This is a genomic window from Martinezella lusitana (assembly GCF_014207095.1).
Classification (GTDB): domain Bacteria; phylum Pseudomonadota; class Alphaproteobacteria; order Rhizobiales; family Rhizobiaceae; genus Rhizobium; species Rhizobium lusitanum_B.
In genome coordinates this window covers 288,655-301,785 of sequence record NZ_JACHBG010000002.1, presented here as the reverse complement: position 1 = coordinate 301,785, position 13,131 = coordinate 288,655, and the positions used below count along the sequence as shown (strand labels likewise).

Here is a 13,131-nt window from a genome sequence, read left to right as displayed (position 1 = left end):
CCGTCATGGCCGCTCACCTCTCATGGTTTCGCCTGCTCCCACCCGATATCGAATAATTGTAGATGGCCGCATAGCTGGAGGAGACCAGCAACGGCACAGCAATGGTCTTCAGGATCTCCGGCGTGCCGCTCAGCGCATGGATGACAATCAGGATGGTTGCCGAGCCCAGGCAGGCAATCAGCGGCGGCGCCCAAAGGCGTATGAGGCCCCTGAACCGCTGCGCCAAAGCTTCGACCACGGACTTCAAAAACAGCGTCAGGCAGCCGGAAAGCACCCCCTGCACGAAACCTGATATCAAGGGGCGCGGCATGGGATGCATGCGATTGGCGAAGAAGGCCCAGCCGCCCATGGTCAGGAAGGCGAAAAGCACATGCACGATGCTGCTGCCGGCAAGCGCTTTCAGCCTTCCGCTCATGACACGGACCACCAGAAGCGCACGAGGTGGAAGAAGATCGGCGCGGAGAAGACGACCGAGTCCAGCCGGTCGATCAACCCGCCGTGCCCCTCGATGAGGTGGCCCCAATCCTTGACGCCGCGATCCCGCTTGATCGCCGACATCACGAGCCCGCCGAAGAAGCCCATGATCGTGATGACGAAGGCGAGCAGCCCGGCCTCCAGCGGCGTGAATGGCGTCACCCACCAAAGCGCCGCGCCGATCAGCGAGGCGCTGACCACGCCGCCGACAAAGCCTTCCACCGTCTTCGATGGCGACAGACGCGGCGCGATCTTCGTTTTCCCGAACAGCTTGCCCCAGACATATTGCAGCACGTCGCTGAGCTGCACGACGATCACCAGGAAGGCGATGAGCAGTACGTTGCGGCCTTCATAGCCGGGAATATGCAAAGTGAGCAGCGCCGGCACATGCGAGGCACAGAAGACGCAGATCATCAGCGCCCATTGTACCTCGGCGATGCGTACCAGAAACCGTTCGGTATCGCCGCGCAGCACCGCGATAATCGGCATGAAGAGGAAGGCGTAAACGGGAATGAAGATCGAATAGATGCCGTATTGCTCGGCCCACAGCAGATAATACTGCACCGGCAGGACGACGAAGAAAGCCGCGGCAAGCGCCCAATGATCCGCCCGTTTCGTATTGATCAGCGTCACGAACTCGCGCAGCGCCGCAAAGGAGCAGAAGGCGAAAAGCAGAATGACGCCGGCGCGCCCGGCAATGAAGGCGATGCCGATCAGCACCACCATCACCCACCAGGCCTTGATGCGCGCATTCAGGTTCTCGATCGCGGCATTCGATCCGTCGGGCGACAGCCGACGCTCCAGCACATAGCCGATGACGGAGGCGACGATCAGCACGCCGAAAATGCCGAGGACGAGATGGATCAGATCGGCGCTTGCTGCCTCCATTCTCAGTCTCCCGCCCGCTTCGGCGCAAGCGCCAGCAGGGCCGCTTCGGCTCTCGCCAGGAAATCCGCCTTCTCCTCGGTCTCGCCGATATGCAGCGCCTCGCCGAAAGTGACGGTGCAGATCAGCGGAATAGGCACGAATTCACCCTTGGGCATAACGCGGTTGAGGTTGTCGATCCAGACCGGAACAAGGTCGATCTCCGGGCGTGCCTTGGCAAGGTGGAAAAGCCCGCTCTTGAAGGGCTGCAGCGGCTGATCGGTTAGATTGCGGGTGCCTTCCGGAAACAGGATCAGCGACGAGCCGGCATCGAGCGCCTGCGTCATCTGCGTGACCGGATCCTCCTTGCGCGCCTCGCGATCGCGCTCGATCAGCACGGCATTGAAAACATCGCGGCCGATGAAGCTGTTCAGCGATGACTTCAGCCAATAGTCGGCGCCGGCCACCGGGCGCACCCGTCTGCGCAATCGTGGCGGCAAAACTGTCCAGATCAGGATGAAATCGCCGTGACTGGAGTGATTGGCGAAATAGACGCAGCGGCTAGTACGCATGCCGCTCTCGGGCCAGATGGCTCTGACGGCGGTAATCGCCCGCGCGAAGAGAACGATGGCCACCGAGGCTGGTTTTGCCAGCCATTCGATCGGCGTGCCCATTCCTTCCCCGAGAATGTTCGTCCGCAAAGCCTCCATGACAAAGAAATAAGCTCGTTTCGCAAACCTCGATAGCTGCTCGCCCAGCTTATCCACAACCGTCGCAGCAGTAGAAAAAACCCGGCGCAACTCATGTCGCACCGGGTTTCGGAGTTGGCTCTTGGGAGGAGCAAACCGGATGGTTCGACCGACCCTCGGAGGGGTGGCTTAGTCGATGTTGAACACCAGCGGCTTCGCCTGGCGGATGGCGTGATGCGCCGTCAGCTTGGCAAGCACATCATCGCTGAGCGCGCCGTCGACATATAGCAGTGCGATGGCATCGCCGCCCTGCTTGTCGCGGCCGAGCTGGAAGTTGGCGATGTTGACGCCAGCAGAGCCGAGCGTCGTGCCGATGAAGCCGATCATGCCAGGAACGTCGGTATTGGCGATATAGACCATGTGGTTGCCCACGTCGGCGTCGAGGTTGATGCCCTTGATCTGGATGAAGCGCGGCTTGCCGTCCGAGAAGACGGTACCGGCAACAGAGCGCGTCATGCTGTCGGTGGTGACCGTCAGCTTGATGTACCCGTCGTAGACGCCGGTCTTGTCGCGCTTGACTTCGGCAAGCACGATGCCCTTTTCCTTGATCATGATCGGCGCCGAAACCATGTTGACGTCGGCGACCTGATTGCGGATCAGGCCAGCGAGCAGCGCGCTCGTCAGTGCCTTCGTGTTCATGCCGGCAGTTACGCCGTCGTAGAGGATCTCGATTTCCTTGATCGGATCTTCCGTGACCTGGCCGACGAAGGCGCCGAGAACATCGGCAAGCTTGATGAAAGGCTTCAGGATCGGCGCTTCTTCAGCGGTGATCGAGGGCATGTTGATGGCGTTCGAAACCGCGCCTTTGACGAGATAATCCGCCATCTGCTCGGCGACCTGCAGAGCGACGTTTTCCTGCGCTTCCGTGGTGGAAGCGCCGAGATGCGGCGTGCAAACGACATTCGGCAGACCGAACAACGGGCTTTCCTTGGCGGGCTCGACTTCGAAGACGTCGAATGCGGCACCAGCGACATGACCCGACTTGATGGCCGCAGCAAGGGCCGCCTCATCGACAAGTCCACCACGGGCGCAGTTGATGATGCGAACGCCCTGCTTCATCTTGGCAATGGCAGTCGCGTCGATAATGTTGCGGGTCTTGTCTGTCAGCGGCACGTGCAGCGTGATGAAGTCGGCGCGGGCGAAAAGCTCATCGAGCTCTACCTTGGTCACGCCCATTTCCTCGGCACGCTCCTTCGACAGGAACGGGTCGAAAGCAACCACATGCATCTTCAGGCCGAGTGCGCGGGCGATGACGATCGAGCCGATATTGCCGGCGCCGATGATGCCGAGCGTCTTGCCGGTGATTTCGACACCCATGAACTTCGACTTTTCCCACTTGCCCGCCTGCGTCGAGGCATCGGCAGAAGGAAGCTGGCGAGCAACCGCGAACATCAAGGCGATAGCGTGCTCGGCCGTGGTGATCGAGTTGCCGAATGGCGTGTTCATGACGATGATACCGCGGCGCGAAGCGGCGGGGATATCGACATTGTCGACGCCGATGCCGGCTCGGCCGACGACCTTGAGGTTCTTGGCCGCGGCGATGATCTTCTCCGTCACCTTGGTGGCGGAACGGATGGCGAGACCATCATAGTTGCCGATGATTTCGAACAGCCGATCCTTATCCTTGCCAAGCTGTGGCTGAAAATCGACTTCGACGCCGCGATCGCGGAAGATCTGGACGGCGGTTTCCGACAGTTCGTCGGATACGAGTACGCGAGGTGCCATTGAGGCCTCCTGAAAAAGTCACCTAAGACGGGCAATTTCCGGGAAATGCAAAGCGGCTTTCCGTCAGGAATTGCATGAAAATAACAAGAAATCCGGAATGCTGAGCTCCGCCTTTGCCGGCGGAGCCATTCACGCTTCAAACCTCAGGCAGCAGCCTGGGAGAGCGTCGCCTTCTGCGTTTCGAAAGCCCAGGCAAGCCAGGGCATCAGCTTCTGCATGTCGGAGGCTTCGATCGTGGCGCCTGCCCAGATGCGCAGGCCCGACGGTGCGTCGCGATAATGGCCGACGTCATAGGCGACGCCTTCCTTTTCGAGGAGCGAAACAAGGCCCTTGGCGAAGTTCGCCTGACCATCGGCATCGAGAGCGACGACATCCTTGTCGACGATCTTCAGGCACACCGAAGTGTTGGATTCCGTCTCGGCCTTGACGGCGAGATTGGCGATCCAGTCGTTGGCGGCGACGAAATCGTGGATGACCTTTGCGTTGGCATCGGCACGACCGATCAGCGCCTTCAGGCCACCGAGTTCCTTGGCCCAGAGAAGCGCGTCGATATAGTCTTCGACGCAAAGCATCGAAGGCGTGTTGATCGTCTCGCCCTGGAAGATGCCTTCGATGAGCTTGCCGCCGCTTGTCATGCGGAAGATCTTCGGCAGCGGCCAGGCCGGCACATAGGTCGTCAAGCGCTCGACGGCGCGCGGCGACAGGATGATAACGCCATGTGCGCCCTCGCCGCCCAGAACCTTCTGCCAGGAGAAGGTGACGACATCGAGCTTGGCAAAATCGAGGTTCTGAGCGAAAGCCGCCGAGGTGGCGTCGCAAATCGTCAGCCCCTTGCGGTCGGCAGGAATAAAATCACCGTTCGGAACGCGAACGCCAGAGGTGGTGCCGTTCCAGGTGAAGACTACGTCGCGATCGAAATCGATCGTGGAAAGATCAGGAAGCTCGCCGTAACCGGCCTCGAGCTTGCGGACGTCCTTGAGCTTCAGCTGCTTGACGACGTCGGTAACCCAGCCTGCACCGAAGCTTTCCCAAGCGACCATATCGACGCCACGTTCGCCGAGCAGCGACCAGAGCGCCATTTCGACGGCGCCTGTGTCGGAGGCCGGAACGATGCCGATGCGGTAGTCCGCCGGCACTTCGAGAATTTCACGGGTAAGGTCGATGGCCTGCTTGAGCTTGGCTTTGCCGACCTTCGCGCGATGCGAACGCCCGAGGGACGCGTCGGAAAGAGCATCGAGCGTCCAACCGGGGCGCTTCGAGCAGGGGCCAGAAGAGAAATGGGTATTGTCCGGACGGATGTCCGGCTTGGCGAGCTTAGTCATAATGCTATCCTCTCAGATAGAAAGCCCTTCGTTGGGGAAGGGTGTCCCGCCGCCGGATATATTGGAAGCCGCCTGCCGGCGCAACAGGAAAGTGGAACTCCGGCATCACTTCACAAATTCGTGCGAGAAATTTGATGGCGCAAGTTAGCCGTAATGAAGTTGATCTAAATCGGGCCTCGCAAAAGCTGATTTCTACGGCGAAATGCAATCACATTAGGTCGAGCGCGAGTTGATTCGCGCCGCCGGAAATAACAAGTGTGCTCGATGTCACTCACTGCACTCGCCGAACTTCCTTTCGAATTCCCACAACCCATTCCCGTATATCTGATCAACATCGATCGAGCGGTGGACAGACTAGCGGAGATCGAGCGTCAGAGCCGTGAGTTCGGCTTCCGCTTCGAGCGCATCGATGGCGTCGACGGCGCCCTCATTCCACGCGAACAATGGATTGACGTCGACCACCGCCGCTTCCAGCGCCGGCATGGCAGGACCATCCTGCCCGGCGAGTACGGCTGCTACCGGAGTCACCTGTTGGCGTTGCGCCAATTTCTGGCAGAGGGTGGCGAGACGGCCGTCATCATTGAAGACGATGTGGCCCTGAATAGGGATTTCCTGGATCGCGCCATATCCGCCAGGGAGGCGGCACCGACAGCGGACCTGATCAAGCTCGTCAATCACCGCTGGAATGGCTTTCATGCTCTGGCGGCGAGCCCGAAGGGTGACATTGTCGGCCGCTGCCTTTTCGGCCCCCAGGGTTCGACTGCGTGCTATCTCATAACGCGCCGGGGCGCAGAGAGGCTCTTGAGGTCACTATCCGTCATGTCGCTGCCGTGGGATGTCGCAATTGAACGCGGATGGGATATGCGGCTGTCCATCTTCACCACGCGCACCAATGTCGTCGGCTTTAATCCGCTGCGAGGAAGCACGATGGTCGGCTGGCGTCGCGACTATCGTGCCGCCAAGCTGTCTCCATGGCGGCGGTTACCGGCGCACCTGTTCCGTACCTTGGATTTCTTCAGGCGCATCGCCTATGTTCTGACGATGCCATGAGCGCCGGGACTACCAGGTGGTGATCCGGAGCCCGACCCGAATTTCATGGCGCGAAAGCGCGCCATCGCGGCCCGTAGCGCCTGCCGCCGCGTCTGCAGCGGAGGAGCTGAACATGTCGCCGCCGGCGATGTGCGAGAAACGATAGCCGAGATCGACCTTGATGTTCGGCGAGACTTCGTAGGCCACGCCTGCCATCAAGGCATAGGTCAAGCGCCAGTCGCTGTCGCCGGAATAGCGGGTGCTGACCGGAACAACGCCCCCACAACTAGAAGTACCGTCAACGCATGAACCGATGGCATTGACACTGCCCCAAGAAACTCGCGTTGCACCGAGACCTGCGCCGAGATACGGCGTGAAGCCGGCAACGGTTCCGAGATCGACATAGCCATTGACCATCAGGCTTCCCGCCGTAAACGATGACCGAGCGTTCGTGGAACAACCGGTGCCCCCTGCTCCGCCGGAGCAAGACATGGCGCTGGAGAGGCGGCCGTTGAAATCGCCGCTGAAAATATCGCCCGTCACGTCGGCGCGAAACAGATCGTTGAACTGGTAGCCGATACCCAGGCCGCCGGAGAAATCGCCGCCGAAGCGATTCGAATCGAAGGAGCCTGAGTGATCATCACCACCGGCCGGATCGTAGGAACGAACCTTCATGTCGCCACGGCTGGCATTGACAGCATAACCGACATCGCCGCGCACGTACCAGCCATTCGCTGCCTGAACGCTGACTTCGGGCATCTTGATCTCGGGCGGGGTTGCGTCGCCGGCAAGGGCAACGCCGGTCGATGCGCCTGCCATCGCTGCGGCTAGCGCCAAAGCGTCGAAACGGATCATTACCCCTCGCCTTCCATCCTCGTACGGATGCCCGCCCTTTTCACCGGCTGGCTTTCCTGCCCGTGCAAAGACCTCAAGAGGGCCAGTGACCGGGAACACGCCATTTTCATTTCATTAACCATAGGGAATTCATGGTTAATGAAGCTTTAAGGCGATGGAAAATTGCTTAATGGGAAAGGCAGGAAAGGCAAAAGCCGCCCGGGGGAAACCGGACGGCTTTTCAATAACTTGCGAGACGGAGGCTTACTTGTAGACCGGCTGGATCGGGATATCGGCCGGCGGCATGTAGCTCGCCGTCTGGCAACCGCCGAAGGTGTAGCGGGCACCGAGGCGGGCTTCATGAAGGTTGATGCCCTTGTCGTAGCCGGGGCCGCCGTTTTCGGCATAACCGAACATGTCGCCGCCCTGGATATGGCGGTAACGGTAGCCAACATCGGCCTTGAGGTTACAGCTGAGGTCGATGGAGGTACCAGCCATCAGCGCATAGGTGAAGCGCCAGCTGCCGCGGCCATTGTGATTGACGGACCCGTCGCAAGAATCGGGATTGGCATCCGAGCAAGAGGTGTTGTTCAGCTTGTCCCATTTGACGTAGGTGCCGCCGATACCGGCGCCGACATAGGGCGTGAAGACGCTGTACGTACCGAGATCGACATAGGCGTTGGCAAGCAAGCTATAAGCCGTCAGGGACGCCAGATCGCGGGAAGTCGCAGGCACAGCGGTCCAATTCGGGCCGCAGGCGCCGCAATCGCCCTTCGTCGAGCCCTTGAAGTCGGACTTGAAGAGATAGTCGAGCGTCAGATCCGTGCGCAGATAGTTGTTGATCTGATAACCGACACCGCCGCCCAGTGTAAGGTTGCCATCGAGCTTGGCGCTGTCGAAATCCACCAGGCTGCCATTGGAGCCCTGAAAATAATTCGCGCCGCGCAGCTTCGTAAAGGCATAACCGACATCGCCGCGCAGATACCAGCCGCTCGACTGGGCAACGACCACTTCCGGCGCCGGCTGCTGCGGCTCTGGTGTATAAAGATCAGCGGAAAAGGCTGACGTGCCGACAAGCAAGGTGGCAAGTGCGCCGATCACGGTTTTCATCATGGTTTTGGCTCCAAATTTCTTGCCATTGGCGCAGCAGATGCTTGCCAACCGAAAAGACATGATCGGGATAATGAAGAAAAGGAGTTAAAACCTGATTAACTACGAATGTTTACCCTGTTTTACTCGCAGGTTATACTCAAGCCAGAATATTAGGTATAAACAAATCACAAATAAAAATAAATAGATAGCATCTACATCACCTCATCCAGAACCACCTGAAGCATAAAATCCGCCGGGGCGTATCTGCAGAATTTCTAAACAAATTGGCAAGAACCCGGCCATTACAGTGCACCCGCCGGGAGTTCACCAATGAGAGGTCATTGACTTACCAACGAAAAATACGTGCCGGCCTGTGCGTCACCTTAGTCTTCTTGAGCTCAATCGGTTTCGCCGGAACTCCGCCGGCAAGCCCCGTCGCCACGACGGCCTGGAAGACGGGTCGCCAAACAGGTTTGCCCATTCCCCGCTTCGCTTCCGTCAAGTCCTTTAAGGCTCGTATGCGGGTCGGTCCGTCGACAAACTATGCGACGAAATGGATCTACATAAAGCCCGGCCTTCCGATGGAGATCATCAACGAATATGGCCATTGGCGACAGGTTCGCGACGATACCGGCGTCACGGGCTGGATGCACAGTGCCCTTCTTTCAGGCGCACGAATGGCTGTTGTCGCGCCCTGGCTGACGAAGAACGCCATGCTGCGCATGGACCCGGAAGCAACCGGCGCCGTGGTTGCCGAACTGCAGCCGCGCGTACTGCTGTCGCTGCATTCCTGCAGCGGAAGCTGGTGTCGCGTTTCCGTCAAGGGACATTCAGCGAGAGGCTATATCAGGCAGAGCAAGCTCTGGGGCGCCTATCCCGGCGAAATATTCCAGTAAAGTCAGACATCCCGCAGTAATGAGCCAAGAAATGAAATGGCCGCCTTCAATAAAGGCGGCCATTGATCTGATACTCACGATGATGCCCGGGCGCCAACTCAGGCGGCGGTGCGCACGCTCGAAATAACGTCGATCAGGCCGCCGACGATGCGTTCGATCTGGCTGCGGTCATCACCCTCGGCCATGACACGGATCAACGGTTCCGTGCCGGAGGGGCGGATCACCAGGCGTCCATTGCGGGCAAGCTCGCTTTCCGCGTCGGCGATCGCCTTGCGCACTTGGCTGTCTTCCAGCGGCCTGCCGCCGGAGATGCGGACGTTGCGCAGCAATTGCGGCACCGGCTCGAAACGCCGGCAAACCTCGCTGACGGGCTTGCCGGTGCGCTTCACCGCAGCAAGAATCTGCAGGGCGGCAACGAGGCCGTCGCCAGTCGTGCCGTAGTCGGACAATACGATATGGCCGGACTGCTCGCCACCGACATTGAAATTGTTCTGGCGCATGTGCTCCACAACGTAGCGGTCGCCGACCGCGGTGCGGGCTAGCGACAAGCCGCGCTCCTCCAGGAAGCGTTCCAGGCCGAGATTGGACATGACCGTCGCCACGATGCCGTTGCCGCGCAGCAGCTGGCTCTCGGCCCAGCTTTCGGCGATAGCTGCCATCAGCTGGTCGCCATCGATGATCGTGCCGGTTTCGTCGACAATGATGACACGGTCGGCGTCGCCATCAAGCGCGATGCCGATATCGGCACGCACTTCATGCACCTTCTTCTGAAGCGCCACCGGGCTGGTGGAGCCGCAATTGAGATTGATATTCGTACCATTCGGCTCATTGCCGATCGTCACCACATCGGCGCCAAGCTCCCAAAGGGCGGCCGGGGCAACTTTGTAGGCGGCACCATTGGCGCAGTCGATGGCGATGCGCAGCCCTTGCAGCGTCACGTCGCGCGGCAAGGTCCGCTTGGCATGCTCGATATAGCGGTCGTGTACGCCATCGACGCGCTTGGCACGGCCGATATTCTCGGACTTGGCAAGATGCTCCGACATGTCTTTATCGAGCATGTCCTCGATTTGCATTTCGAGATCGTCGGACAGCTTGTAACCATCGGGGCCGAAAAGCTTGATGCCGTTGTCTTCATACGGATTATGAGAGGCGGAAATCATGACACCGATATCGGCTCGCAGCGAACGCGTCAGCATCGCGACCGCAGGTGTCGGAATAGGTCCGAGAACGAAGGCATCAACGCCGGCGGCCGTAAAGCCCGCGACCATCGCATTTTCCAGCATGTAGCCGGAAAGGCGTGTGTCTTTGCCGATGACCACGCGATGGCGGTGACTGCCTCGCTGGAAGATCGTGCCTGCAGCGATACCCACGCGCATGGCAAGATCCGGCGTCATCGGATAGGTATTGGATTGACCGCGAATTCCGTCGGTTCCGAAATAGCGACGTTTCATATGCACTCCCGTGATTGCGGCGTCCCTATGAGGGACTGCGGCATCCCGTTCACCTCCACTGAATTCCGTGGGCGGCGCGAACATCGATGCTTGAGGCTCATGCCATAGATTGCAAAACTCGGCACGTAAATTACCAAGAAAGCGTATTACAACGCGTTACCATTAATAAGCACTAAAAAAGGCTGATCCCCAACGAAACGGAACCAGCCTCCTAATCTATCGGCGTAAATAAGGTGACCGCTGGTGCAGCAGCGGTTGAGAACCTGCCCCCTCACACGTACTTAGCGGCATTGCCTCTCTGAACCTGGACCGGCGGGCAAGGGACAGTTCCGTATGAACAGAACACGCAACAATCGCCGGGTTTCGGCCGGAGAATGGCGCCGCAGCCCCTGCAATCATAGAAATGCTGGCAGGCATCGGTTGGCATGACTTCGGTCGCCTCAAAGCGGCAGATCGGGCAGGTAATCGTTGAACTGAGGATCACCGACGCTTCGCGCATGTAGATATCCGATCTTCAGTAAGACAACATCAGCTCACGGAATGCGGCACTTCGGTCACGTTCGAACTCCGGGCGATCAGCGAGACCACCTCGGCTTCCGTTTGTTACCCGCCAATCAACAAAAGAGGCCAGGTCCCTATTCAAAGGAGAACTGGCCTCTTCGTTCGCATATTCAACGACTCTGCGCCTCAGCGAGGCTGGGGTTCGAAACCACCTTCAGCTTCGTCGCCCTTGGTGCCGAGCGGGCCATCCTTCTTTGCGCCGGTCTTCGGCACTGCCGAACCGCGGCTTGGCGGAGTGTCGTCACCGAGGTCGCGTGCCGGCTTTTCGCCACGAATGAGGGCCTTGATCTCCTCGCCCGTCAGCGTCTCGTATTCAAGCAGGCCTTCGGCAATCGCCACGAAGCCATCATGCTGTTCGGTAAGGATATCCTTGGCCTGGCGGTAGGCTTCGTCGATCAGACGGCGCACTTCGTTATCGATCTTCTGCGCGGTCGCCTCCGAAACATTCTTCGACTGCGAGACCGAGTGACCCAGGAAGACTTCCTGCTGGTTCTCACCATAGGCGACCTGACCGAGTTCATCGGAGAAGCCCCACTGCGTAACCATGGCCCGGGCAAGCTTGGTGGCCTGCTCGATATCCGAAGATGCGCCGGAGGTGATGTTCTCCTTGCCGAAGGTCAGCTCTTCAGCAACACGGCCGCCCATCATGATGCAGAGGCGGGAAACCATCCACTTGTAGCTCATCGAGTAGCGGTCGCCCTCGGGGAGCTGCATGACCATGCCCAAAGCACGGCCGCGCGGAATGATGGTTGCCTTGTGCAGCGGATCGGCGACGGCGACATAAAGCGCCGTAATGGCGTGACCAGCCTCGTGATAAGCGGTGAGCTTCTTCTCCGCTTCGGTCATGGCCGAAGAGCGGCGCTCGGCGCCCATCATGATCTTGTCCTTGGCGTCTTCGAATTCCTGCATGGTCACCAGACGCTTGTTGCGGCGGGCGGCCATAAGGGCAGCTTCGTTGACGAGGTTCATCAGATCTGCACCGGAGAAGCCGGGCGTACCGCGGGCGAGCGTCTTCAAGTCGACATTCGGCGCGAGCGGAACATTGCGGGCATGAACCTTGAGGATACGTTCGCGGCCGACGATATCCGGGTTCGGAACCACGACCTGACGGTCGAAACGGCCCGGACGCAAAAGCGCGGGGTCGAGAACGTCGGGACGGTTGGTCGCCGCGATCAGGATGATACCTTCATTGGCCTCGAAGCCGTCCATCTCGACCAGCAACTGGTTCAGCGTCTGTTCGCGTTCGTCGTTACCGCCGCCGAGACCGGCGCCACGATGGCGACCGACGGCATCGATTTCGTCGATGAAGATGATGCAGGGCGCATTCTTCTTCGCCTGCTCGAACATGTCGCGGACGCGGCTTGCGCCGACACCAACGAACATTTCAACGAAGTCGGAACCGGAGATCGTGAAGAACGGCACATTGGCTTCGCCGGCGATAGCGCGCGCCAAAAGCGTCTTGCCGGTACCGGGAGGACCTACGAGCAGAACGCCGCGCGGGATACGACCGCCAAGACGCTGGAACTTCTGCGGATCGCGCAGGAATTCGACGATTTCTTCCAGGTCCTGCTTGGCCTCGTCAACGCCAGCAACGTCCTCGAAGGTCACACGACCGTGAGCCTCCGTCAGAAGCTTGGCCTTGGACTTGCCGAAGCCCATGGCTCCGCGCGAACCGCCCTGCATTTGCCGCATGAAGAACAGCCAGACACCGAGGATCAAGAGCATCGGCAACAGCGTGCCGAGATAGCTCAGGAAGCTCGAGGAACCGTCCGACTCGGGACGGCCGACAATGTTGACGTTCTTGTTCTGCAGGCGTTCAAGCAGGCTGTCATCCACGACCGGAGCATAGGTCTGGAAGGGTGTTCCGTTTTCAACATAGCTGCCGACGACGCGATTGCCGGTGACGGTAACGTCACGGACGCGGCCGGAATCAACTTCCCGAAGGAACTGCGAATAAGGAATTTCCCTGGAGCCTGTTTGTGCCGGCGCGTTCTGAAACATACTGAACAGAGCAATCAACAGCAGAGCTATGATTGCCCACAGAGCGAAATTACGAAAATTAGGGTTCATCGAACTCCCCAGCACTGAAACTTCCGCCGCTAAGCGACGGCATTACTTGTTCCCTAACATAGGG

General features: G+C 59.4%; 12 protein-coding genes. 2 read left to right on the top strand and 10 right to left on the bottom strand.

All coding sequences use genetic code 11. The features are described from left to right. Positions 1-13: 13 nt before the first annotated feature. From GGD46_RS06020 to GGD46_RS06000, 5 genes are all read right to left on the bottom strand, one after another. The gene (locus tag GGD46_RS06020; RefSeq protein WP_184702764.1) at positions 14-415 is read right to left on the bottom strand and encodes a hypothetical protein; all 402 of its coding nucleotides are present in this window, start codon (positions 413-415) and stop codon (positions 14-16) included. After that, positions 412-1,362: a phosphatidate cytidylyltransferase gene (locus tag GGD46_RS06015; protein ID WP_184702761.1), complete on the bottom strand. Its 951-nt coding sequence runs from the start codon at positions 1,360-1,362 to the stop codon at positions 412-414. Before GGD46_RS06015 ends, GGD46_RS06020 begins: the two co-directional genes overlap by 4 nt. 2 nt (positions 1,363-1,364) lie before the next feature. Continuing rightward, positions 1,365-2,012 carry a lysophospholipid acyltransferase family protein gene (locus GGD46_RS06010; protein WP_184702759.1) on the bottom strand — a complete coding sequence of 216 codons (648 nt, stop codon included), beginning with the start codon at positions 2,010-2,012 and terminating at the stop codon, positions 1,365-1,367. Positions 2,013-2,216: 204 nt separating this feature from the next. Next, complete coding sequence (gene serA / locus GGD46_RS06005; RefSeq protein ID WP_184702757.1) at positions 2,217-3,812, bottom strand: phosphoglycerate dehydrogenase; 1,596 nt, start codon at positions 3,810-3,812, stop codon at positions 2,217-2,219. Between the two features lie 143 nt (positions 3,813-3,955). Next, positions 3,956-5,134 (bottom strand): phosphoserine transaminase, encoded by a 1,179-nt coding sequence (locus GGD46_RS06000; RefSeq protein WP_184702755.1) that lies wholly within the window; start codon positions 5,132-5,134, stop codon positions 3,956-3,958. Between the two features lie 264 nt (positions 5,135-5,398). Here GGD46_RS06000 and GGD46_RS05995 point away from each other — a divergent pair, with 264 nt between their 5' ends. Next, positions 5,399-6,184 carry a glycosyltransferase family 25 protein gene (locus tag GGD46_RS05995; protein ID WP_184702753.1) on the top strand — a complete coding sequence of 262 codons (786 nt, stop codon included), beginning with the start codon at positions 5,399-5,401 and terminating at the stop codon, positions 6,182-6,184. 9 nt (positions 6,185-6,193) lie between these two features. Here the strand turns inward: GGD46_RS05995 and GGD46_RS05990 are convergent, their stop codons facing one another. Together GGD46_RS05990 and GGD46_RS05985 are read right to left on the bottom strand one after the other, a co-directional pair. Continuing rightward, positions 6,194-7,018, bottom strand: coding sequence for an outer membrane protein (locus GGD46_RS05990; protein WP_184702751.1), 825 nt, complete (start codon positions 7,016-7,018; stop codon positions 6,194-6,196). A gap of 243 nt (positions 7,019-7,261) precedes the next feature. Further along, positions 7,262-8,110, bottom strand: coding sequence for an outer membrane protein (locus GGD46_RS05985; protein WP_184702750.1), 849 nt, complete (start codon positions 8,108-8,110; stop codon positions 7,262-7,264). Between the two features lie 320 nt (positions 8,111-8,430). On the opposite strand from GGD46_RS05985, the gene GGD46_RS05980 reads away from it, so the two are divergent. After that, a complete protein-coding gene (locus GGD46_RS05980; protein ID WP_184702748.1) occupies positions 8,431-8,985 on the top strand; it encodes an SH3 domain-containing protein in 555 nt (184 codons plus the stop codon). A gap of 98 nt (positions 8,986-9,083) precedes the next feature. On the opposite strand, the gene glmM is transcribed toward GGD46_RS05980, so the two are convergent. The 3 genes from glmM to ftsH form a co-directional block, all read right to left on the bottom strand. Next, positions 9,084-10,436, bottom strand: a complete 1,353-nt coding sequence (glmM, locus tag GGD46_RS05975; protein ID WP_184702746.1) for a phosphoglucosamine mutase — start codon at positions 10,434-10,436, stop codon at positions 9,084-9,086. A 271-nt stretch (positions 10,437-10,707) separates the two neighbouring features. Next, positions 10,708-10,935 carry a GDCCVxC domain-containing (seleno)protein gene (locus tag GGD46_RS33740; RefSeq protein WP_246806221.1) on the bottom strand — a complete coding sequence of 76 codons (228 nt, stop codon included), beginning with the start codon at positions 10,933-10,935 and terminating at the stop codon, positions 10,708-10,710. Positions 10,936-11,123: 188 nt separating this feature from the next. Further along, the gene (gene ftsH / locus GGD46_RS05970; RefSeq protein ID WP_184702745.1) at positions 11,124-13,067 is read right to left on the bottom strand and encodes an ATP-dependent zinc metalloprotease FtsH; all 1,944 of its coding nucleotides are present in this window, start codon (positions 13,065-13,067) and stop codon (positions 11,124-11,126) included. Positions 13,068-13,131 lie beyond the last annotated feature (64 nt).

Coding starts and splice junctions, on each gene's coding strand:
- GGD46_RS06015 (WP_184702761.1), bottom strand. CDS start 1,362: ATGGAGGCAGCAAGCGCCGATCTGATCCATCTCGTCCTCGGCATTTTC.
- GGD46_RS05985 (WP_184702750.1), bottom strand. CDS start 8,110: ATGATGAAAACCGTGATCGGCGCACTTGCCACCTTGCTTGTCGGCACG.
- ftsH (WP_184702745.1), bottom strand. CDS start 13,067: ATGAACCCTAATTTTCGTAATTTCGCTCTGTGGGCAATCATAGCTCTG.
- glmM (WP_184702746.1), bottom strand. CDS start 10,436: ATGAAACGTCGCTATTTCGGAACCGACGGAATTCGCGGTCAATCCAAT.
- GGD46_RS06020 (WP_184702764.1), bottom strand. CDS start 415: ATGAGCGGAAGGCTGAAAGCGCTTGCCGGCAGCAGCATCGTGCATGTG.
- serA (WP_184702757.1), bottom strand. CDS start 3,812: ATGGCACCTCGCGTACTCGTATCCGACGAACTGTCGGAAACCGCCGTC.
- GGD46_RS05995 (WP_184702753.1), top strand. CDS start 5,399: ATGTCACTCACTGCACTCGCCGAACTTCCTTTCGAATTCCCACAACCC.
- GGD46_RS05990 (WP_184702751.1), bottom strand. CDS start 7,018: ATGATCCGTTTCGACGCTTTGGCGCTAGCCGCAGCGATGGCAGGCGCA.
- GGD46_RS06010 (WP_184702759.1), bottom strand. CDS start 2,012: ATGGGCACGCCGATCGAATGGCTGGCAAAACCAGCCTCGGTGGCCATC.
- GGD46_RS33740 (WP_246806221.1), bottom strand. CDS start 10,935: ATGCGCGAAGCGTCGGTGATCCTCAGTTCAACGATTACCTGCCCGATC.
- GGD46_RS06000 (WP_184702755.1), bottom strand. CDS start 5,134: ATGACTAAGCTCGCCAAGCCGGACATCCGTCCGGACAATACCCATTTC.